Annotated in this window: 26 protein-coding genes; 22 read left to right on the top strand and 4 right to left on the bottom strand. The window is 30.5% G+C overall.

From position 1 onward, the window contains the following. Position 1: 1 nt before the first annotated feature. Together ABXT55_RS07080 and ABXT55_RS07075 are read right to left on the bottom strand one after the other, a co-directional pair. Positions 2 to 508: an invasion associated locus B family protein gene (locus ABXT55_RS07080; protein ID WP_415284605.1), complete on the bottom strand. Its 507-nt coding sequence runs from the start codon at positions 506 to 508 to the stop codon at positions 2 to 4. After that, positions 499 to 1,536 carry an aldo/keto reductase gene (locus ABXT55_RS07075; RefSeq protein WP_415284604.1) on the bottom strand — a complete coding sequence of 346 codons (1,038 nt, stop codon included), beginning with the start codon at positions 1,534 to 1,536 and terminating at the stop codon, positions 499 to 501. Before ABXT55_RS07075 ends, ABXT55_RS07080 begins: the two co-directional genes overlap by 10 nt. A 61-nt stretch (positions 1,537 to 1,597) precedes the next feature. Between ABXT55_RS07075 and ABXT55_RS07070 the strand changes: the two genes are divergently transcribed. Next, positions 1,598 to 2,359: a Bax inhibitor-1/YccA family protein gene (locus ABXT55_RS07070; protein WP_415284603.1), complete on the top strand. Its 762-nt coding sequence runs from the start codon at positions 1,598 to 1,600 to the stop codon at positions 2,357 to 2,359. A gap of 5 nt (positions 2,360 to 2,364) precedes the next feature. On the opposite strand, the gene ABXT55_RS07065 is transcribed toward ABXT55_RS07070, so the two are convergent. Together ABXT55_RS07065 and ABXT55_RS07060 are read right to left on the bottom strand one after the other, a co-directional pair. Further along, on the bottom strand, positions 2,365 to 2,709 hold the full coding sequence (locus ABXT55_RS07065) for a DUF2794 domain-containing protein (RefSeq protein ID WP_415284602.1): 345 nt from the start codon (positions 2,707 to 2,709) through the stop codon (positions 2,365 to 2,367). Continuing rightward, positions 2,702 to 3,253: a septation protein A gene (locus ABXT55_RS07060; RefSeq protein WP_415284601.1), complete on the bottom strand. Its 552-nt coding sequence runs from the start codon at positions 3,251 to 3,253 to the stop codon at positions 2,702 to 2,704. The genes ABXT55_RS07065 and ABXT55_RS07060 overlap by 8 nt, the downstream gene beginning before the upstream one ends. Positions 3,254 to 3,331: 78 nt before the next feature. Here ABXT55_RS07060 and hspQ point away from each other — a divergent pair, with 78 nt between their 5' ends. The 21 genes from hspQ to ABXT55_RS06955 all read left to right on the top strand — a co-directional run bounded on the left by hspQ (position 3,332) and on the right by ABXT55_RS06955 (position 22,324). Then, a complete protein-coding gene (gene hspQ, locus ABXT55_RS07055; RefSeq protein ID WP_006997624.1) occupies positions 3,332 to 3,652 on the top strand; it encodes a heat shock protein HspQ in 321 nt (106 codons plus the stop codon). 181 nt (positions 3,653 to 3,833) lie between these two features. Next, entirely contained in the window at positions 3,834 to 4,544 is a 711-nt protein-coding gene (ccmC, locus tag ABXT55_RS07050; protein WP_415284600.1) for a heme ABC transporter permease CcmC, read from the top strand. Then, complete coding sequence (locus tag ABXT55_RS07045) at positions 4,541 to 4,768, top strand: hypothetical protein (RefSeq protein ID WP_415284599.1); 228 nt, start codon at positions 4,541 to 4,543, stop codon at positions 4,766 to 4,768. The genes ccmC and ABXT55_RS07045 overlap by 4 nt, the downstream gene beginning before the upstream one ends. A gap of 10 nt (positions 4,769 to 4,778) precedes the next feature. Then, on the top strand, positions 4,779 to 5,198 hold the full coding sequence (gene ccmE / locus ABXT55_RS07040; RefSeq protein WP_415284598.1) for a cytochrome c maturation protein CcmE: 420 nt from the start codon (positions 4,779 to 4,781) through the stop codon (positions 5,196 to 5,198). A gap of 1 nt (position 5,199) precedes the next feature. Further along, complete coding sequence (locus tag ABXT55_RS07035) at positions 5,200 to 7,077, top strand: heme lyase CcmF/NrfE family subunit (RefSeq protein ID WP_415284597.1); 1,878 nt, start codon at positions 5,200 to 5,202, stop codon at positions 7,075 to 7,077. Further along, entirely contained in the window at positions 7,074 to 7,595 is a 522-nt protein-coding gene (locus ABXT55_RS07030) for a DsbE family thiol:disulfide interchange protein (protein WP_415284596.1), read from the top strand. The genes ABXT55_RS07035 and ABXT55_RS07030 overlap by 4 nt, the downstream gene beginning before the upstream one ends. Further along, positions 7,592 to 7,960, top strand: a complete 369-nt coding sequence (locus ABXT55_RS07025) for a cytochrome c-type biogenesis protein CcmH (RefSeq protein WP_415284595.1) — start codon at positions 7,592 to 7,594, stop codon at positions 7,958 to 7,960. Before ABXT55_RS07030 ends, ABXT55_RS07025 begins: the two co-directional genes overlap by 4 nt. Positions 7,961 to 7,966: 6 nt before the next feature. Beyond that, the gene (locus tag ABXT55_RS07020) at positions 7,967 to 8,461 is read left to right on the top strand and encodes an acyloxyacyl hydrolase (RefSeq protein ID WP_415284594.1); all 495 of its coding nucleotides are present in this window, start codon (positions 7,967 to 7,969) and stop codon (positions 8,459 to 8,461) included. A gap of 4 nt (positions 8,462 to 8,465) precedes the next feature. After that, positions 8,466 to 9,617 carry an alpha-hydroxy acid oxidase gene (locus ABXT55_RS07015; protein WP_415284593.1) on the top strand — a complete coding sequence of 384 codons (1,152 nt, stop codon included), beginning with the start codon at positions 8,466 to 8,468 and terminating at the stop codon, positions 9,615 to 9,617. Positions 9,618 to 9,690: 73 nt separating this feature from the next. Then, on the top strand, positions 9,691 to 10,854 hold the full coding sequence (locus tag ABXT55_RS07010) for a pyridoxal phosphate-dependent aminotransferase (RefSeq protein WP_415284592.1): 1,164 nt from the start codon (positions 9,691 to 9,693) through the stop codon (positions 10,852 to 10,854). 5 nt (positions 10,855 to 10,859) lie between these two features. Then, the gene (locus ABXT55_RS07005; RefSeq protein WP_415275723.1) at positions 10,860 to 12,356 is read left to right on the top strand and encodes an FAD-linked oxidase C-terminal domain-containing protein; all 1,497 of its coding nucleotides are present in this window, start codon (positions 10,860 to 10,862) and stop codon (positions 12,354 to 12,356) included. After that, the gene (locus ABXT55_RS07000; protein ID WP_415284591.1) at positions 12,310 to 13,590 is read left to right on the top strand and encodes an FAD-binding protein; all 1,281 of its coding nucleotides are present in this window, start codon (positions 12,310 to 12,312) and stop codon (positions 13,588 to 13,590) included. Before ABXT55_RS07005 ends, ABXT55_RS07000 begins: the two co-directional genes overlap by 47 nt. Then, entirely contained in the window at positions 13,590 to 14,885 is a 1,296-nt protein-coding gene (glcF, locus tag ABXT55_RS06995) for a glycolate oxidase subunit GlcF (RefSeq protein WP_415284590.1), read from the top strand. The genes ABXT55_RS07000 and glcF overlap by 1 nt, the downstream gene beginning before the upstream one ends. A 2-nt stretch (positions 14,886 to 14,887) precedes the next feature. Further along, entirely contained in the window at positions 14,888 to 15,841 is a 954-nt protein-coding gene (locus tag ABXT55_RS06990) for a 2-hydroxyacid dehydrogenase (protein WP_415284589.1), read from the top strand. A gap of 120 nt (positions 15,842 to 15,961) precedes the next feature. After that, a complete protein-coding gene (locus ABXT55_RS06985) occupies positions 15,962 to 16,456 on the top strand; it encodes a hypothetical protein (protein ID WP_415284588.1) in 495 nt (164 codons plus the stop codon). A gap of 253 nt (positions 16,457 to 16,709) precedes the next feature. Beyond that, positions 16,710 to 17,867, top strand: coding sequence for a TRAP transporter substrate-binding protein (locus ABXT55_RS06980; protein WP_415284587.1), 1,158 nt, complete (start codon positions 16,710 to 16,712; stop codon positions 17,865 to 17,867). A gap of 94 nt (positions 17,868 to 17,961) precedes the next feature. Next, positions 17,962 to 18,546 carry a TRAP transporter small permease subunit gene (locus ABXT55_RS06975; RefSeq protein ID WP_415285460.1) on the top strand — a complete coding sequence of 195 codons (585 nt, stop codon included), beginning with the start codon at positions 17,962 to 17,964 and terminating at the stop codon, positions 18,544 to 18,546. Then, positions 18,536 to 19,897, top strand: coding sequence for a TRAP transporter large permease (locus tag ABXT55_RS06970; RefSeq protein ID WP_415284586.1), 1,362 nt, complete (start codon positions 18,536 to 18,538; stop codon positions 19,895 to 19,897). Before ABXT55_RS06975 ends, ABXT55_RS06970 begins: the two co-directional genes overlap by 11 nt. Before the next feature lie 10 nt (positions 19,898 to 19,907). Beyond that, complete coding sequence (locus ABXT55_RS06965; protein WP_415284585.1) at positions 19,908 to 21,245, top strand: amidase; 1,338 nt, start codon at positions 19,908 to 19,910, stop codon at positions 21,243 to 21,245. Beyond that, the gene (locus ABXT55_RS06960; protein ID WP_415284584.1) at positions 21,235 to 21,414 is read left to right on the top strand and encodes a hypothetical protein; all 180 of its coding nucleotides are present in this window, start codon (positions 21,235 to 21,237) and stop codon (positions 21,412 to 21,414) included. The genes ABXT55_RS06965 and ABXT55_RS06960 overlap by 11 nt, the downstream gene beginning before the upstream one ends. A gap of 13 nt (positions 21,415 to 21,427) precedes the next feature. Then, positions 21,428 to 22,324, top strand: coding sequence for a DMT family transporter (locus ABXT55_RS06955; protein WP_415284583.1), 897 nt, complete (start codon positions 21,428 to 21,430; stop codon positions 22,322 to 22,324). The last annotated feature ends 32 nt before the right edge of the window (positions 22,325 to 22,356 follow it).

Here is a 22,356-nt window from a genome sequence, read left to right as displayed (position 1 = left end):
CCTAGCTACAATTTGCTTTAGTAGCATTGTAAGCTTTAGTAAAACCTAACAATGAGTAATGGTCTATAGTTTGAGAACCTTTTTGATTATAACCAGTGATCATAATTCTTGACCCTTTCTTCATGATTTTAATCATTTTATTTTCAAGTTTGTTGTCAGTAATCCAAGCAAATCCTTCTTGAGCAATATCAAATTTGTATTTATTTTTTCCAGAAGTAGCGGTTATAGAATTTTTAGAATTAAATTCATAACCAGCTGTAATACTTATTTCGTTAGCAATTTTTTCCCCAGGTCTAAAAGTGATAAATAACCTAGCATCTCGTGGATTTTTTTTTGGAGCTTGTAGGACAGGTTTAGACTGTGTGAAACACACCTTGCCTGTATCAGAATTTATTACATAAGTTTCCCAGTCTTTGTGTTTTCCCATTTTTTTAACTTCTTCAGCGTTAGTTTGACTAATGAAAGTAGTTAGAAAAAATATAACTATAAGACTTTTAATTATGGACATGGATTAGGGTAAGTTTTTTGTACTTCATTTATTTTATTAATTATATCTTCACTTAAATCTATATCTATACTTTCTATATTTATTTTCAACTGCTCCATAGTAGTTGCACCAATAATAACCGATGTTACAAAAGGTTGAATTTCTAAAAATTTTAAAGACATTTGAGTTAAATCAAGCTTGTTTTTTTTTGCTATTTCATAATATGCATCTATAGCTTTATCAGTATTTGGTTTTGCATATCTAGTCCAAAAATCACCATCTCTTTCCATTCTAGAGTTTTTTGGTAATTGTTTATTTCTATATTTTCCAGATAAATAACCACATGCAAGAGGTGAGTAGGCTAGTAACCCTGCTTGTTCCCTAATAGACATTTCTGCAAGTCCAATCTCATAAGTTCTATTTAATAAATTATAAGGATTTTGAACAGAAAGCATTCTTGGTAAATTTTTATCTTTCGAAAGCTCTAAATATTTAGATAATCCCCACGGTGTTTCATTCGATACACCAACGTTTTTAATTTTTCCTTGATCAATAAATTTTTTTAAATTTCCTAAAATATCTTCAAACCTAGTCCACTCATTGCTATCATCATGTTCATAGCCTAGTTTGCCAAAAAAATTTGTTTTTCTTTCTGGCCAATGTAATTGGTACAAATCAATACAATCAGTTTTTAATCTTTTTAAGCTTCCTTCAAGTGCTTCTGTAATATTCTTTTCTCCAAATTGATTTCCACCACCTCTTACATACTCTCGCATTGGGCCACAAACTTTTGAAGCTAAAATTACTTTGTCCCTCTTTTTTGTTTTTTCAAACCAGTTACCAATAATAGTCTCAGTATGACCAAAAGTTTCTTCCCTTGGAGGAACAGAATAAATTTCTGCAGTATCCCAAAAATTTACACCCTGATCTAAAGCATAATCCATCTGCTCAAAACCTTCATTTTGGGTATTTTGCTCACCCCAAGTCATAGTACCGAGACAAATAGTGCTTACTTTTAAATCTGTATTTCCTAATTTTTTATAATTCATAATTATTTTAATCTTATTAAGACATCTTGAAATAATAGTAAAAGGCTATTATATATGTGTAATGGAATTCAATAAACAAAACATATTAAATAAAGTAAAAGAAGCACAGCAATCAACAGTAGTAATGGATGAGGGCTTAAGAGCCTACATGCTAAAAGTTTACAACTACATGGCTTCTGGTATTTTGTTAACTGGACTTGTATCTTTAATATTTTTTAAACTATCTGTAGTAACAGATGCTAACGGATCTATTGTCGGTCTAACAAGCATAGGAAACACAATTTTTCTTTCAGGATTTAAATGGATTGTAATGTTGGCACCTCTTGGTGTTGTCTTTTACATGAGTGCTAAAATCAATAAAATGGCAGCTTCAACTGCTCAAACGACATTTTGGGTTTTTGCCTCTTTAATGGGAATATCATTATCTTCAATATTTTTAACTTATACCGGAGCTAGCATTACCAGAGTGTTCTTTATTACCTCTATTACTTTTGGTGCAATGAGTTTGTATGGCTACACAACTAAAAGAGATCTTACAAAATTAGGATCTTTCTTAATGATGGGTCTAATTGGAATTATTGTAGCATCAGTTGTTAATATGTTTATGAAATCTTCAATGATGGATTTTGTAATCTCAATTCTAGGTGTTTTAATTTTTGTAGGCCTTACTGCTTATGACACTCAAAAAATTAAAAACATGTATGTATCTAGCGATACCGGTGAGTTGATGGGTAAAAAAGCTGTAATGGGTGCTTTAACTCTTTACCTAGACTTTATAAATCTATTTATAATGTTGTTAAGATTATTTGGCCAAAGACGATAGTCTTTTTATTTCTTAAGCTTCTTCCAATTAGTATTTTTAAGTAGAATTTCTAGATCAAAAGAATTTTTTAAAACTTTACTGTTAGAATCTGTAATTAAATATTTTAGATTTTTATTACTGGGTTTAAAGTTTTTACAAATTTTATACAAGGCATTCTCAGCTGCATTTTTAAAGACGCTAAAGCTAACTTGCCTGTTAGAAATATTTAAACCATAGTCTTTCCATGATCCTTCGGAAACCATTTTTGCATATAGATTTAAAATGATTTTAAGTTCATTTTTTTCAAAAAATTGTCTTTCTTCTATTTGTTTGTGAGGATTATTTATGACTAACTTTAAGTTTCTATTCATCAAGTTTGTGTTTATTAATCAATGATATCTGGAATCCTGTAAAGACAAGGGTTATTGGCAACATTCCCCATACCTTAAAATTAACCCAAAACTCCTCTGTTTGCGTTCTCCAGATGCATTCATTGAGGATTGCAAGGAAGAAGAAAAAGTACATCCATCTTTTGTTTAATAATTCCCAACCCACATCAGTTAGAGCAATTGATTTACCCATAATCTTTTTAAGCACAGGTTCTTTTGTAAAATATTTTCCAAAATACAAAGCAAGAGCAAATAAAATATTTATAATTGTTGGTTTTACATAAAGAAAAACTGGATCATTAAAATAAATTGTTAGGCCTCCAAAAAATGTAATTAAAACACCACTTATTAAAGGCATCATAGGTATTTTTTTTTCAAAAAACCAAACAATTGCTAGTGCAATTAATGTTGCAACTATAAGTGGAGGAATCGCAACCGCTAGATTCTTATCATTATTATAATAATAATAAAAAAATATAGCTAAAGGCCCGAAGTCTGTTGTAAATTTAAGAAAAGATTTATTCACTTGACAGATATTAACATAATAAAAAAAATATAAATGTTTTTTATTGATTTTTATTTTTAAACCCCCATATTAATACCAATGGCAATTCAAAAAGCAAAATTTTCAATAGGAGACATTGTAAAACATAAACACTTTGAGTTTAGAGGTGTAATTTATGACGTGGATTTCGAATTTAATAATTCTGAAGAATGGTACCAATCTATCCCAAAGAATGTTCGTCCTAGAAAAGATCAGCCTTTTTATCATCTGTTAGCAGAAAATGATGAAATTACATATGAAGCATACGTTTCAGAGCAAAATCTATTAATGGACGATTCAGAAGACCCAATTAAACATCCTTTAATTGAAGAGATTTTTTCTGGTAAAAGAGGCTCTAGCTACTTTAAGCCTTCTAATTAATTCTTTTTTCAGACACAATTAATTCAAATCTTCGACATATATAGTTGTTATATCTAATTATGTTCTGATCAAGAGTGTTAAATAACGTATTTATCATTATTGACTCCCTCTGCATTCTTGATCAGGATGACTTTCCATAATAAAAATTAAATTATCTTTTTTTAATATATATAATCAAAAAATGTTTAAATATTTTGAGCCTAATAAAATTTTTGCAATAACCTCTAAAGCGCCAAAGTATGTTTTATTTTTATTTATTATTGTTTTAACAATTGGTTTAACCGAAGCTCTTATACTTTCACCTGAAGATTATAAACAAAGTGATGCAGTAAGAATTATGTATGTTCATGTACCAGCTGCATGGATATCACTTGGAATATTTACAAGTTTAGCTTTGTTGTCTATTGGAAGTTTTGTTTTTAAAAATAAAAATTTTGCACTTATTGCTAAAAGTTTAGCACCTTCAGGATTTATATTTAATATCATTGCATTAGTTACAGGTTCAATTTGGGGAAAACCAACCTGGGGTACTTGGTGGGCTTGGGATGCAAGAATAACTTCTATGCTTATTTTAGCTGTGTTTTATGCAATGTATTTATTGGCTTGGAGAATTTATGATGACAAAGAACAAGTAATAAAGGTGACCTCTTTGATTGCAATTTTAGGGGTGGTAAATGTTCCTATCGTTAAATTTTCTGTAGATTGGTGGAACACGTTACATCAACCAGCTTCAATTAATATTTTATCAACCAACACAGCAATTCACCCATCAATGCTAGTCCCATTGGGCATTATGACTGCGGCATTTGCCCTTTTTTCATTACTCATTTTTTTGATGAAATATAATACCGAACTGATAAAAGTTAAAAATAAAGGATTAGATAGATTATGATGAATGAATTAATTTCAATGAATGGATATGGAGCTTACGTATGGTCAGCCTTTTCGTTCACATTGATTAGTTTTACAGCTTTGTACTTTGTAATTAAATTACAACTTTCAAAAGAGCAAAAAAGATTTGCTTCTAAATTTGGTTCTCTAAATGTTGAGAAAGCTAGAGCTGCAAGATCACAAAATATTAATAGAGAAATATTATCTAATACATCAAATATTTAACCAATAAACCATGTATGGTAAAAAGGTTAAATTACGGATTATATTCTTAGCTTTAATCTTATCCTCAGTAATTTTAACAGTTTTTTTAGTTTTACAATCATTAAAAGAAAATGTTGTATATTTTCAGTCTCCATCCGAAATAAAGTCTTTAATAGAATTAAATAAAAAAAAAATAAGAGTGGGTGGAATGGTTAAAGAACAATCAGTCTCTATAAATTCTGATGAAGTTAATTTTGTTATTACCGACTTTAAAAATGAAATTAATGTTGTTTATTCAGGGGCAGTTCCTAATTTATTTGCTGAAGGAAAAGGGGTGGTTGCTGAAGGTTTTTTAAAAGATAAGAATTATTTTACAGCTACTAAAATTTTAGCGAAACATGATGAAAATTATATGCCCCCAGAAGTTAAAGAAGCTATAGGAGATAAATAAATTGCTAGCTAATCAAATAGGTTATTATTCTTTAATTTTAGGGTTGTTACTTTCGGCGCCACTTTGTGGAGTTTCAATTAAAGATTTTAATAAAAACAATAAGCAGATTAACCAAAATATATTATCTCTATCATTCCTACAGTTAGTTTTTGTAATTGTGAGTTTTTTGAGTTTGATTATATCTTTTATAAACTCAGATTTTAGTAATGAGACAGTCTTTAATAACTCTCACACAACTAAACCATTATTCTATAAAATCTCAGGAACTTGGGGAAATCATGAAGGAAGCTTATTGTTATGGTTACTAGTATTAACTTTGTTTCTTTTTCTATTTTTAATTAAGTCAAGAGAGCAGCCTAAAAAATATAGAATTTTGACTTTATTATTTCAGCAAGTAATAATTATTGGGTTTTTCCTATTTGTATTAATGACATCTAACCCTTTTAATTATTTATTTCCAATTCCTAATGAAGGCCTTGGTCTTAACCCAATTTTACAAGATCCAGCTTTAGCAATTCATCCCCCAATTCTATATTTAGGTTATGTTGGTACCTCTATAATATTTTCATCATCCCTTGCTGCAGTTACGCAAAACTATGTTTCAAAACAGTGGGGACAGCATATTAAAAAATGGGTTTTAGTTTCTTGGATTTTTCTAACTATTGGAATTATGCTAGGATCAATTTGGGCATATTACGAACTAGGATGGGGAGGTTTTTGGTTTTGGGACCCAGTTGAAAATGTTTCTTTAATGCCATGGCTAACATTAACTGCATTGTTGCACTGTATTGTAGTATTAGAAAGAAGAGAAGCGCTAACATCTTGGGTAGTTATATTATCTATTACAACATTTACCTTAAGTATGTGTGGAACCTTTTTAGTGAGGTCTGGAATATTAAATTCTGTACATACATTTGCTAATGATCCTGCAAGGGGTATCTTTATATTGATATTTTTATTTGTATTAATTGTCTTATCTTTAGTAATATTTTTTATTTATCATAAAAATAGTAGTACAAATCAAAATAATTTCTTTTGGCTTAGTAGAGAAACTTCAATCTTAATAAACAATTGGTTTATGATGTACTTTTTATCTGTTGTTTTAGTTGGTACGATATATCCAATTTTTCTAGATGTAATATCTAGTGAAAAAATATCAGTAGGACCTCCCTTTTATCAAAAATTAATTGTTCCTTTTTTAATACCATTTCTATTATTTATGTCTCTTGGACCACGACTTAAATGGATCAAATCAAAAATTGAAAATAAGAACTCACTTATCATCACTTTTATAGTTTCTGTAATGTTAACTTTTTTTATTATTAAAAATTTAACTACCGACCTACTTTTTTACACAGTTTTAATTTCTGTTGCTTTTTTTTTATTTTTTACAACTTTAAAAGAATTATTTATTAAAAAATTTGATAATATTTCTCAAACAGTTTCACACTTTGGTTTTAGTCTATTAATATTAAGTATTCTGTTTAATAGTATTTTATCTTCAGAAATTATAACCAACATAAAAATTGGGGAAAGATATGATTATAATAAAGGTGAAATTTTTTTTAAAAAGACAGAAGAAAGAAAAGAAAGTAATTTCAACTCCATCATTGCCTCTTTTGAAATAAAAGACAAAAATGGAAAAACCACCGAATTAAACCCTGAGATTAGAATTTATAATCAGCCTATAATCATTACTAGTGAGGCAGATATAAAAACAACACTATTAGAGGATAAGTTTTTAGTAATGAACCTTGTAAAGGGTAATGAATATTTTAATATTAGATACCAAGTAAAACCATTTATGGTTTGGATATGGATATCTGTTTTACTATTAAGTCTTGGTGGATTAATGAGTTTATTTAAAAGAAAGATATGAAAAATAAGTTTAGCTTATTTATTATAGTTATTTTTTTTAGTTTTTGTTTTGTTATTTTTTACAAAGGATTAAATATTCCAAATAACTACACACCTAAGGTTGAAAAAAAAAAAAATATTCCAATTTTTAAAGCCAAAGATTTTGATTCAAATAACTATATAAATTCAGATAAAATTTTTGAAGATAATATTTTTTATATTGTAAATATTTGGGCATCCTGGTGTGTGCCTTGTAGAACAGAGCATCCTTTACTGATGCAACTAAGTAAAAATCAATCAATTAAATTGATTGGATTAAATTATAGAGACAATTTTAATAATGCAAAAAAATTTATTGATGAATTTGGTAACCCTTATTCTAGAATTTTAATTGATAAAGATGGAATTTTAGGTGTTGAATTTGGCGCTTATGGAGTTCCAGAAACTTTTTTAATAGATAAAAATAAGTATATAATTAAAAAATTTGTTGGTCCAATCAATCAAGAAATTATTAATGAAATTAAATTAATCATTAAATGAAAATTTTAAAAGTATTTATAATCTTATTTTTTGTCATAAGTTTTTCAGAGTTAAAATCAGATGAAGTAAATGATATTTTAAAACATAAAATTTTAAAAAACATTCGTTGCTTGATTTGTCAGGGACAGTCTGTATATGATTCAGAGTCTGAGTTCGCATCCAGTATAAAATTAATTGTTGATAGAAAAATTAATGAAGGATTAAAAGAAGACTCTATATATGAATTTTTAAGAGAAAAGTATGGTGATTGGATAGTTTATGATCCACAATTAAATAAAAATACTTATATATTGTGGTTATTACCGTTATTGTTATTTTTGTTAGGCGGTGCAATAATGAAAAAAAAATTAAAATTTAGAAATTAATTATTCATGAAACAAAAAAAATTATATTTATTTTTATCTCTGGTACTTTTTTTTACCCCAGTAAATAGTGAAACAGAGTACAGTTTCTATACTGGTACTTTCGATACCATAGATAAAGAAGGTGATGATGAGGCAAATCTGTATGGTTTTGAGCATAATAATCCAGTGTTATTTAGAGATACATTTGTTGGGAAGTTTTCTCCGATCACTGGTGGATTTGTTACGGATAAAAGTTCAATTTATTTGTACACTGGTGTTCAAGCTGAATACGAGATAGGTCCTTTAAATGTAGTGCCCAGTTTTGCACCCGGATATTATGAAGAAGGCGATGGTAAGGATTTAGGAATGGCGCTAGAATTTAAAAGTGAACTAAAATTAAGTTTTGATATTTTTAAAGATTCTAAAATAGGTTATTCCTATAGTCACATTTCAAATAATGACTGGGGAGATATAAATCCTGGTGTAGACAATCAAGCAATTTCATTTTCAAAAAATTTTTAATTAAATGAATTTAAATGATTGTTATAATTTTAATGATTTTAGAAAATTAGCAAAAAAAAAATTACCTTCTCCAATTTTTCACTACATCGATGGTGGTGCAGATGATGAAAAAACTTTAAAAAGAAACACTAACTCTTTTGATGATTGTGATCTAATTCCAAATATCCTTGCTAGTGTTGGTAAACCAGATCTTTCAACAACTGTTTTTGGAAAAAAAATTGATATGCCAATTTTTCTTTCACCAACTGCAATGCAAAGACTTTACCATCATGAAGGTGATAAAGCTTCAGCTAGAGCTGCTGAAAAATTTGGAACCTTTTATAGCATGTCAACTATGGCCAATAACACCATTGAAGAGGTTGCCGATATTTCTAATGGACCAAAATTATTTCAACTATATGTACATAAAGATCAATCAATTACTGATGACTTAATAGATAGATGCAAAGTATCTGGTTTTAATGGAATGTGTTTAACTGTTGATACATTAGTTGCTGGAAATAGAGAAAGAGATCACAGAACTGGCTTTACTACCCCTCCAAAATTAACAGTTCAAAGTTTAATGAGTTTTGCTATGAGACCTGAATGGGTATTTAATTATTTTACTCATAAAAAATTTGAATTATCCAATGTTAAAAATAAAACAGATAAAGGAACAAATATTTCAAAATCAGTTATCGAATATATTAATGAACAATATGATCCGGCTATGAATTGGAAGGATGCAGAATACTGTGTAAAAAAATGGAATGGCCCATTTGCTCTTAAGGGCGTGATGTCAGTTGAAGATGCAAAAAGAGCAATAGATATAGGTTGTACAGCTATAATGATTTCAAATCATGGAGGGAGACAATTAGATGGTTCAAGATCACCTTTTGATCAAGTGAATGCAATTAGAGAAGCCGTTGGAGATAAATTAGAAATTGTATTAGACGGTGGAGTAAGACGTGGAACTCATGTTTTAAAAGCTTTAGCAGCTGGTGCAACGGCATGCAGCTTTGGAAAAATGTTTTTATTTGCTTTAAGCGCTGGAGGTCAACCTGGTGTTGAACGTCTATTGAAAAACATGCATGATGAAATCAATAGAAATATGGTATTGATGGGCTGTAAGACCTTGAAAGAATTAGATGCGTCAAAATTGATTTATAGAAAATAGTTTTTACTTATCAAAAGTATATATAAAAAAAATAAATTAAATTATAAAATATTAAGATTAAGATTGAAATAATATGAAGTTAGCAAAAAATTTAGAAAGATTAGGAACTGAATCTGCATTTAGTGTTTTGGCTGAAGCTAAGGCATTAGAGGCTAAAGGAAATCCAATGATTCACTTAGGGTTAGGTCAACCTGACTTTAAAACACCGAAGCATGTTGTTGAAGCAGCAAAAAAAGCTTTAGATGATGGACACCATGGATATGTAATGTCCAACGGTATTCCAGAATGTAGACAAGCTGTAACAAGATGGATTAAAAAACGTTATAGTGTTGATGTAGATTTTGAAAGAATTCTAATCATGCCAGGTGGAAAACCTACAATGAGTTATGCCATCCAATGTTTTGGAGAGCCAGGCGCTGAAATAATTCACCCTACACCTGCCTTTCCAATATACGAGTCGATGATAAATTATACTGGATCAACATCTGTACCTTATGATTTAACTGAAGATAAAGATCTTAAATTTAATCCAGAAAAAATTTTATCACTAATCACCGATAAAACTAGATTGTTAGTATTAATTAATCCTAATAATCCAACGGGTAGTTTTGTAGAAAAAGCAGATATTGATGTATTGGCTGAAGGTCTTAAAAAACATCCACATGTAACTATATTAAGTGATGAAATTTATAGTAGACAGATTTTTGATAATAAAGAAATGCCTTCATTTTTTAATTATCCCGAATTAAGAGAGAGGCTGATTGTATTAGAGGGTTGGAGTAAAGCATATTCTATGACGGGATGGAGATTAGGATGGAGTTTTTGGCCTAAGGAATTAGTTCCACATGTTAATAAACTTTTAATTAATAGTGTATCATGTGTAAATGCTGCAGCTCAATTTGCGGGAATTGCAGCACTAGATGGTCCAGACGACTCAATCAACGAAATGATGGTGAAGTTTACAGAAAGAAGAAAACTAATTCACGAAGGTTTGAATAGTTTACCAGGTATAGAATGCAGTCTTCCAGGAGGAGCTTTTTATGCATTTCCAAAGGTAATTGGAACAGGAATGAATGGATCAGAATTTGCAAAAAAATGTATGTATGAAGCAGGAGTGGCAATAGTTCCAGGGACAGCTTTTGGTAAAACTTGCCAAGATTACGTAAGATTTAGCTTTGCAGCGTCACAAGACAACATATCTAACGCATTGGAAAATATTAAAAAAATGCTAGGCTGAGGCTAATGAGTGAATTAGTTCTACCAAAGATAGATAAAGCAACGATAAATAAAAAAGAATATATTTTTAAAAATCTTGCAAAAATAATAAATCCAGAAAATGTTTTAAGTCATGCGGATGAGATTAAGCCGTATGAAACTGATGGACTGTCAGCTTATACTCAAACTCCACTAGCAGTTGTGATGCCAGAAAATACAGAAGAAGTAAGTAATATTTTAAAATTTTGCCATAAAGAAAATATAAAAGTTGTGCCAAGAGGCGCGGGCACAGGTCTTTCAGGAGGAGCTCTACCTTTAAACGATGCAATTCTATTGAGCCTTGGAAAATTTAATAAGATTATAGAAATTGATTTTGAGAATAAATGTGTAGTAACCCAACCTGGTGTCACAAATTTAGGAATAACTCATGCCGTACAACATAAAAATTTTTATTATGCCCCTGACCCATCAAGCCAAATTGCATGTTCAATAGGAGGTAATGTTGCTGAAAATTCTGGTGGTGTTCATTCTTTAAAATATGGAACAACTACTAATAATATCTTAGGTGTTCAAATTGTTATGATGGATGGAACTATTTGTAGAATTGGTGGAAAAACTCTTGATCAAGAAGGATATGATCTAATGGGACTAATTTGTGGCTCAGAAGGTTTACTAGGAGTAATTACTGAAGTTACAGTTAAAATTTTAAAAAACCCACAAATAGTTAAAGCAGCATTAATAGGCTTTCCTACAATTGAAGAAGGGGGAAACGCAACTTCAGAAATTATCGCTAGTGGAATTGTTCCAGCAGGTATGGAGATAATGGATAAAATTTTAATAGAGGCGACAGATAATTTTAGTAAAGCAGGCTACCCAAGAGATGCTGAGCTTTTATTAATTGTTGAATTAGATGGAACGGAATCTGAAGTAGATGAACTATTGAAACAAGTTAGTAGCATTTGTAAAAAAAATAATTGCTCAAGTTTAAAATTAAGCAAAAATGAAAAAGAAAGATTATCATTTTGGGCTGGCAGAAAAGCAGCATTTCCAGCATGTGGAGCTATGGCACCAGACTATTATTGCATGGATGGTTCTATACCAAGAGGAAAACTAACAGAAGCTTTACTAGAAATAAAAAGATTATCTGAAAAGTATGAATTACCAGTAGCAAATTGTTTTCACGCTGGTGATGGAAATTTACACCCACTAATAATGTTTGATGGAAGTGATAAAGAACAACTAAGAAAAACAGAAGAATTTGGTGCTGAAATTTTAAAAGCTTGTGTAAGATTAGGAGGAGTTATTACTGGAGAGCACGGAGTGGGAATAGAGAAAAGAGAACTAATGTGTGAAATGTTTAATAATGATGATATTCAACAACAATTAGATATCAAATCATCACTAGACGAAAAAAATTTATTAAATCCTGGAAAAGTTTATCCAATATTGAGAAAATGTGCAGAGGAAGGAAGGGTACATGTCCACAGAAACGAAGAAAAATTCCCAGATCTTCCAAGATTCTAATAATACTTATTATCCTGAAGATGAACTGCAAGTTTCAAGTATAGTTAAAGAGCTATATAAAACAAACCAACCGACAGAACTAATAGGCACTAATTCAAAAAATTTTATTGGCAATAAAATTCAGTCAGCAAAAAAATTATCTCTTTCTAAATTATCGGGAATAATAGAATATTTACCAGAAGAACTTTATATTAAAGTTAGAGCAAATACCCCATTAGAGCTGGTTGAAAAGGAGTTAGAAAAAAATAATCAAGAGTTAGCCTTTGAGCCAATTGATTTTGGATTTATTGAAGGTGGAAAATCAAACAAAGGAACTGTAGCAGGTCATTTAGCCTGTAATTTTGCTGGCTCCAGAAGATTTAAAGTAGGTAGTATAAGAGACCACATTTTAGGCTTTAGAGGTGTGAATGGCAAAGGTGATATAATCAAATCAGGTGGAACAGTCGTAAAAAATGTTACGGGTTATGATTTGTCAAAACTTGTTACAGGATCTTTTGGAACGTTAGTTGCATTAACTGAAATTACATTAAAAGTTTTACCTAAAAAAAAATTATCTAACACAATTATAATTAATACTGATGATAAAAAATTAGTTAATGAATTATTTGAAAAAATTTCAAGTTCTAGCAGTGAAGTTTCCGGAGCAGTTTATGTTCCAGAGGAGCCAAAAGATGAAAGTTATGATCATAACAAAGAAATGGTTTTTAAATTTAATGATTTAGAAAATAAAGGCTCATTCGTAGCATTAAGAATAGATGGAGATAAAATATCAATAGATGAAAAAATAAAAGCTTTAACTGATGAATTAGAACTTAATAAATTAAATACAGCTATTTTAGATGTTCATCAATCAACCCCATTTTGGATAAAAATAAATAACCTTGAGTTATTTACACAAACAAAAAATAACCTACTGAGAGTAGTAATACCTCCTTCTCAAGGTAAAAAGCTAATGCAATACTTGGGCAATAAGTATAAATATTATATTGATTGGTGTGGTTCATTGTACTGGATAGAAGTTCAGTCTAAGAAAAATACCAAGGTTGGAGAGATTAAAAATTTGATTAACGAACTTGGTGGGTATTTAACAGTCATAAAGACATCAAATGAGTATGATTATGAAGAGACGATCTTTACCGTAGATGATACAAGACTTTTAATATCAGAAAAAATTAAAAAAAGTTTCGATCCTAAAAGAATTTTTAATCCTGGCAAAATGTATAGAGGAATTTAATGCAAACTGATTTTACAAAGAAACAATTACAAGATAACGACAACGCATCTACTGAAAAAATATTTAAAAAATGTGTTCACTGTGGTTTTTGTAATGCTACCTGTCCTACTCATCAAATATTTGGTGATGAATTAGATGGACCAAGAGGTAGAATTTATTTAATCAAAGACATGTTGGAAAATCAAAAAAAACCAACAGCAAAGACTGTAAAACATATAGATAGATGCTTATCTTGTTATAGCTGCATGACCACTTGCCCTTCTGGTGTAAACTACATGCATATTATTGATCATGGTAAAAAATACATTGAAAAAAACTACAAAAGATCTTTTTTTGATAGGACAATTAGGAGTTTTTTATCAGTAGTATTACCAAATACAGGATATTTTAGACTGGCTAGCTATATGGTAAAACTAGCAAAACCCTTTCAATTTCTAATGCCCTTAAAAATAAAAGACATGATGAGTTTAATGCCTACAAGTTTTCCTAAAAAAACTTTAAAACAAAAAGAAATTTATTCTGTGACTGGTCAAAAGAAGATTGCAAGAGTTGCACTTTTAACTGGGTGTGTCCAAAAAGAAATCTCTCCTCAAATAAATGAGTCAACTATCCGTCTTTTGAACAGACACGGTGTTGAGGTAATTGTGCCTAAAAAAATAAGATGCTGTGGATCTTTAAATCATCATTTAGGAAAAGAAGATGATGCACATCAAGATTTTAGAAACAATATTAACACTTGGTATGACGAACATCAAAAAGGTAATTTAGATGCAATTTTATCTAACACATCTGGCTGTGGTACTACAATGAAAGACTATGGGTTTATATTTAAAGATGATGAGAAAATGAAAAAAAAAGCTAAAGTAATATCTGAATTAACAAAAGATGTTTCAGAATATTTAAGCAAAAGTATAAAATTAAATTTTATAGCAAAAGATAAGAAGTATAAGATTGCCTATCATTCAGCTTGTTCAATGCAGCACGGACAAAAAGTACACGACCAACCTGTGTCCTTATTAAACAAAACAGAAAATGAAATTATGGAAATTCCCGAAGGACACATCTGTTGTGGATCTGCTGGAACTTATAATATTTTACAAACTGAAATTGCAAAAGAATTACTAAGCAAAAAAGTAAAAAATATTGAAAGTTTGAAGCCAGATTTAATCTCGACAGGGAACATAGGCTGTATTACTCAAATTTCTAATGGAACCAAAACTCCAATTTTACATACCATTGAGATACTAGATTGGTATACTGGTGGCCCAAAACCAAAAATATTACAAAAAAATTAACTATGAAAAAAATTATAATTACGAGAAAATTATTAAGAGAATCTGAGGAAAAAGCTTTAAAAACATTTGATACAAAACTTAATGGTAATGATGAGTTGTATTCTCAGTCAAAACTTATTGAATTAAGTAAAGGCTATGATGCAATATTAACCTCATTAACTGATAAGATGGATGAAGATACTTTAAGTAAATTACCAGATAGTATTAAGGTAATTTCTAATTTTGCAGTTGGTTTTGGAAATATTGATTTAGAGGCAGCTAAAAAAAGAGGAATAGCAGTAACTAATACACCAGAAGTTTTATCAGATGCTACAGCAGAGATTGGAATTTTATTAATTCTTGGAGCATGTAGAAGAGTTCCAGAAGGTATTCAATCTGCAAAAGAAAGTAACTGGAAATGGTCAGCAGATTATTTGATAGGAAAACAGTTAACAGGTTCAAGACTTGGAATTTTAGGTATGGGAAGAATAGGACAAAAGATTGCAAAAATAGCAAAATCTTTAGGTATGATTATTCATTATCATAACAGATCAAAATTGACTGAAGAAAAAGAACAGGGAGCTATATATCACGACAGTATCAAAAGTCTTTTTGGGGTTTCGGATGTATTATCAATTTGTTGTCCTGCAACAAAAGAAACGGAAAATTTAATTAATAAAGAAACATTAGAATATTTTCCAACAGGTGCTGTTATAACAAATGTGGCTCGTGGAGATATTGTTGATGATGAAGCTTTAATAGATGCACTAAATAGAAGAAAAATTTATGCAGCAGGTCTTGATGTTTATAAAGGGGAACCAAATTTAAACCCAGGTTACTTAAAAATTAAAAGTGTTTTTATCCTACCTCATCTTGGAAGTGCAACAAAACACACAAGAATTGCCATGGCTAATCTAGCTATAGACAATATTGATGAGTTTTTTAAAACAGGAAATTGCAAAAATAAAGTAAATTAGACTAAAACAACATTTACAGTCTTATTTTCCGTATATATTAAGTTATCAATTCAGGTATAGTTTCTTTATGAAATTTAGGCTTATTAAACTTAAGGAAAAATTATTCCCATTAGACTGATTATGGAAAAAATTAAAGATCTTAAAGCTGCAGATTTAAGAAGACAAAAAAATATAATTAGTAAATTAAACTTAAAAAAACTTCCTTTTGATATAACACCTGATAAGATTTGTGACCTCAATCTAGAGATGGCTAGACATTCAAGGTCAGTTTTAAAATATCAAGAAGATAAACCTGGAATCAAATGGTGCTTTTCCTCAATAAAAAAATTAAAAGTTTTTTTAATAATATTTGAGTCAAACGAACTAGGAGAAGAGATATACAAAGAAAAGATCTCCAGTAGATTACCAGAATATTCTTATAAAACCATTGCTCAAATAGTTGATGATGGTATTAAAAGAAATTTTTTTATTAAACTAGAAGCAAGACATTCACAAAATAAAGATTTAAAAATTAGAAATGTTAGACCTTCTGAGGATCTTATTATTGAATTTGTAAATTGGAAGATTGATTTATTAGCTTCCTTGATGAAATTTAAAAAAGATTTGATTAATTAGGGTCAGCACAAAACTAACCCTATGTTTAGGGGTCATTATTAATATTAACAGTGACCTTCTATTTAAAAAAAATTATTTCAGAAACAGCAAGTAGTTACGGAAAAAACTAACCTAAAATCATACGATAAAATTTTAAATAATTCTACTTTAGATTGTATTATAATTTCGCTGTGTCATTTTCACTATAGACTCTAATAGCAAACTGTAATTAAATATTTTTTGTTAATTAACAAATACTAATAGAGGAGAAATAATGATTAAAGATAAAAAATCTTTGAAGGCCACAACACCTTCAAGACGAAAGTTCTTTAAAGCAGCAGCAGTCACAGGTGCAGCAGCAGCAACAGCTGTAGCAATGCCAAATATTGCAACTGCAGACGGACACGTTACATTAAAGATGCAAGCTGCTTGGCCTTCAGGTGCAAACATCTTTTTTGAAATGGCGCAAGACTACTGTAATATGGTTAGTGACATGTCTGGTGGATCACTTAAAATTGATCTTCAGCCTGTTAACTCAATCGTTAAAACTTCAGAAATCGGAGCAGCGGTAAGCGATGGAATCGTTGATATGGGTCACTGGGTGACTGCATATTGGTATGGTAAAAATGCTGCAGCTTCACTTTTTGGAACTGGTCCTTCATACGGAATGTCATCTCAAGAAGTTATGGGATGGATGGAGTATGGCGGAGGAAGAAAATTATATGAAGAAGCAGTAGCTAGTGTTGGATATAACTACACTGGATTCTTTCATATGCCTATGCCAGCACAACCTTTCGGTTGGTTCAAAAAGAATGTAACTAAAGTATCTGATGTTAAAGGTATGAAGTATAGAACGGTTGGTCTAGCGACTAACGTTTTAACTGCTATGGGAATGGTCGTAAGACAATTACCAGGTGGTGAGATCCAACCAGCAATGAAAACTGGTTTGATTGATGCTGCTGAGTTTAACAACCCGACATCAGACTCACAGTTTGGAATGCAAGATGTCTCTAAACACTATCACTTAGGAAGTTTTCACCAATCTCAAGAGATGTTTGAAATTCCTATGAACACGAAGAGACTGAAAAGCCTTTCACCTGCTCATCAAGCTATCTTAAAAAACGCTGCTTATGCTGCGAATACAGATAACTACTTCAAAGCGCTTGTTAGATATTCTGACAGTTTAGCTGATTTGATGAACACACATAAGGTTAACGTTTACCAAACATCTGATGCCATTTTAGCTGAACAGTTAAAAGGTTGGGATAAAATTGTTGGAGAGTTTTCTGCAAAAGATGCATTCTTCAAGAAGGTAATCGATTCTCAAAAAGCATACGCTAAGAAAGTAATGAAGTACTTGCTGATGAATCAGCCTAATTACAAACTAGCTTATGAAAATGAGTTTGGTCCAATTGGAAAAGTTAAAATCTAATTAGCTTTTAAATAATTTAAAAGAGGGGGGTTTAGGCCCCCCTTTTTTTATACTACTGTTTTTAAAAAAATTAGAGTATTCTATTTTCATCATGATGAGAGCCTATATAAAAATAGCTGACACATTAAGCACCTCAATAGGTAAGGCTTTTTCTTGGTGTATTGTTATTTTGATGGGTGGAACTTGCTATGAAGTAGTAATGGCCTATGTATTTAACAAGCCAACACTTTGGAATTTTGACTTCAGTATGCAAATGTACGGTGCAATATTGATGATGTCAGGTGCTTATTGTTTGGCAACAGAATCTCATGTCAGGGGAGATGTAATTTACCGTTTATTTAAACCAAGAACTCAAGGTTGGATTGATTTAGTACTTTATTTTATTTTCTTTTTCCCTGGTGTAATAGCCTTGGCATTTTATGGATTTGAATATGCGGCTCTTGCTTGGAAAATTAAAGAGACTAGCTGGAGTAGTCCAGCACAAATTAATATTTATATGGCAAAATCTTTGATACCAGCAGCAGGAATATTTTTAACTATACAAGGAGTTGCAGAGGTGTTTAGAGCAATTATTTGTATTCAAACTGGACATTGGCCAGCAAGAATGGTTGTTGCAGAAGAAACAGAACAAATTTTAATGAGAACAGCACAAGACGAGGATCAAAAAGATGTTATTTAGTTTAACAAATCCAGAAGTAGCCATCTTAATGATGGGACTATTTTTGTTTGCAGTATTATTAGGTTTTCCAATTGCATTTACCTTGATGGCAATGGGAATAGGATTTGGATATTATGCTTATTACGATCCTGCTTTGATGGATCATATATTTGATAATAGGATATTCTCATTATTTGTAAAAAATACATACACAGTTATGGATAATAATGTCCTCACCGCCGTGCCTCTATTTTTATTTATGGGATATCTAGTTGAAAGAGCTGGAATTGTATCAAAATTATTTTTTGCAATAAGATTAGCAGCCCATAGATTGCCAGCTTCAATGGCTGTAGCTGCTCTAATAACGTGTACTTTGTTTTCAACAGCAACAGGAATTATTGGTGCTGTTGTAACTTTAATGGGCTTACTTGCATGGCCGGCAATGGTTAAGGCAGGATATGATAAGAAATTTGCATCAGGTGTAATTTGTGCAGGTGGATGTTTAGGTATTTTAATACCACCAAGCATTATGTTAATTGTTTATTCGGTAATTGCTCAGTTATCGCCGTTAAGATTATTTGCAGCAGCAATTTTCCCAGGACTTTTACTAGCGGGACTATACATAGCTTATGCTGTAATTAGAGCTTGGATGGATCCATCAATTGCACCTAAACCTAATGCAGCTGATATTCCACCTAGAGCAGAAATTTTAAAAGAAGTGTTAGTTTCTTTCGTACCTCTTTTTGGCTTAATAATGCTGGTACTTGGAACAATTCTGGCAGGTATAGCAACACCAGCAGAGGCTGCAGCAGCAGGAGCGTTTGGTGCAATACTTTTATCTTGGTTTTACAAAACTCTTAAATGGCAAAGTTTTAAAGAATCTGTTTTTCTAACAGCAAAAACTACAGCAATGATCATGTGGTTATTTATTGGCTCTTGGACTTTCTCTTCAGTATTTTCTTATTTAGGTGGTCATGAAATTTTTGAGCATTTCTTTAAATCAATAGAAATAACAACTTGGCAGTTTTTAATCATTACACAAATAATAATTTTTCTTTTGGGTTGGCCATTAGAATGGACTGAAATTTTAATTATATTTGTTCCAATATTTTTACCGTTGCTAGAAGTATTTAATGTTAACCCATATTTCTTTGCAATGTTAATTGCTCTAAATTTACAAACATCATTTTTAACACCCCCGATGGCCATGTCTGCCTATTATTTAAAAGGTGTTCAAAAAAATAATGTTGAATTAATGGAGATATTTGCGGGGATAATGCCATTCTTGGCAATAGTAATATTTGCGATGTTCCTTATGTATATGTTTCCAGGTATTGCTTTGTGGTTACCAGAAACCTTATTTGCAGATTAGATAATTTAAAATGATAGATATATTTTCTCTTACAACCAATAAACTGGTTGAAAAATTAAAAGAAGGTGAAATTTCTTCTATAGAAGCTTGCACTTTATATATTGAAAGAATTGAAAAATTTGAAAAAGATGTAAAGGCTTGGGAATATTTTGATAAAAAAAAACTTTTAGAAAAAGCTGCAGAGGCTGATGAGTATAGAAAATCAGGAAAACCTCTGGGCTCACTACACGGACTTCCAATTGCAGTTAAAGATATAATAGGTACTTTTGAAATGCCGACAGAATGTGGCACTCCACTAAGAAAAAAAATGCCAAGCTCACAAGATTCAGAAGTTGTTAATTTGCTTAAGACAGCAGGAGCAATAGTGATGGGAAAAACTGTAACTACAGAACTTGCATATTTTCATCCTGGAAAAACTACTAACCCACATGATAATTCAAGAACACCTGGGGGATCTTCAAGCGGCTCTGCAGCTGCAGTAGCAGCCCATATGGCACCACTAGCGATTGGATCACAAACTAATGGCTCAATTATTAGACCAGCTTCTTATTGTGGGGTTGTTGGTTACAAACCATCTTATGGATTAATTTCTAGGAGTGGGGTTATGAGACAATCTGATAAATTAGATCATATTGGAGTATTTGGAAAAACTGTTGAAGATGTTGCCTTATTTACAAAGTCATTAATTAAAAAAGATTTATATGATACATCAACTGTTCATTATGCGGCAGATGAAATGTTAAAGGTTTGTAAAAAAGGACCGCTCTATGAACCAAAATTTATTTTTTATAAAACTAAAAACTGGAAAAACATTGATAAAGAATCTCAAAAATCTTTTGAACTTTTTATAGAAACTTTTAAAAAAAATGTAGAAGTGTTTGATACACCCTCATATTTTGATGATATCCCAAAATATCATAAAATAATTCATGAAACTGATATGGCCAATAATTTTCAAGGTTATTATAAAAAATCTAAAAAAAAACTTTCAAAAGAAATGGTAAGTGCAATAGAACGAGGCCTAAAGTACCCAGCAAAAGATTATGCAGAAGCCATAGATTTTATGAAAAGAAGTTATGAATCTTACAAAGAAGTTTTTGAAGATTATCATGGTGTGTTAAGCCCATCTTCAGCAGGGGTTGCGCCTAAAGGTTTAAAGAGCACAGGTAGCCCAGAATTTTGTACTATTTGGACTTACATGGGTCTACCGACTATTTCATTGCCTTTACTTACTGGTGCAAATAATTTACCATTAGGCTTACAGTTAATTGGAGACAGACTAGATGATTTAAGGTTTTTAGGTGTAGCTAACTGGCTAGAAAAAAATTGTAAAAAATATGCTAAATAAAATAACAACACTTTTAGGCTCACTTCTTGCAACACTATTTCTTGTTGGTCTTGCAACAACTTTAACGCGATCCTCAATGATAGGTTTTTGGGATGTGCTACCAGTATATATTTTAATGGCTATAGCAATTTTCATGATGTTTTACGAAGCCTTCTTCGATAAAAAATAATTTTTCAATTTTAGTGAATAATTATAAAAATAACTATTTACCTTTTTTATTACTATTCATTCAGCCAATTTTTATGGCTAGTAATTTAGTGGTTGCTAGAGGTGCCGCTGACTTTGTTCCTCCAATTTCTCTAGCATTTTGGAGGTGGTTAGTTTGTTTTTTAATACTATTGCCATTTACTTTTAAATATTTATTTTATAATTATAAAGTTTATAAAAATGAGGTAGGTAAGATCTTCATTTTAGGTGCATTAGCTTGTGGTATATGTGGTGCATTTCCATTTATTGCTGGAAAAACTACAACAATTATAAATATGGGGATAATATATTCTTCGTCTCCAATATTTATTATTTTAATAACTACAATATTTTTTAGAGAAAAAATAAACTTAGTTAGGATTTTAGGCATTTTAACTTGCATATGTGGAGTAATAGCAATTATTATTAAAGGTAATGTAAATTTACTTTTTCAACTTAAATTTACATCAGGAGATCTATGGATGCTAGGGGCCTCACTAGGGTGGGCTCTTTATACAATCTATTTATTTTACTGGAAGTCAGCAATGCCAATACTAGAAAGATTTACTCTCATAGCAATGTTTGGTGCAATTAGTTTATTTCCTTTTTTTATTTTAGAAGAAATCTATGTTTTAAAAACAAGTTATGATTTAACATTTTTATTCTGGGTTTTATTTGCAGCCATTTCTCCAAGTATAATAGCTTTTATGTTATTTAATTATGTTAACAAGGAACTTGGAGCATCAATTACAGGTTCTGTTTTATACCTTTATACAGTATATGGTGCGATTTATGGAACTCTTTTCTTCAATGAATATTTAGAATCATTTCATTATCTAGGAACTATACTTGTATTTATAGGAATATTTTTGATTAAAAAAAAGATTCAATAAAATGACAAGTTAAAATTAAGCCACAATCTGAC

Origin of the sequence: Candidatus Pelagibacter sp. Uisw_130 (assembly GCF_047722505.1) — a bacterium.
Classification (GTDB): Bacteria; Pseudomonadota; Alphaproteobacteria; order Pelagibacterales; family Pelagibacteraceae; genus Pelagibacter.
This window is presented reverse-complemented; position numbering and strand designations above follow the sequence as displayed.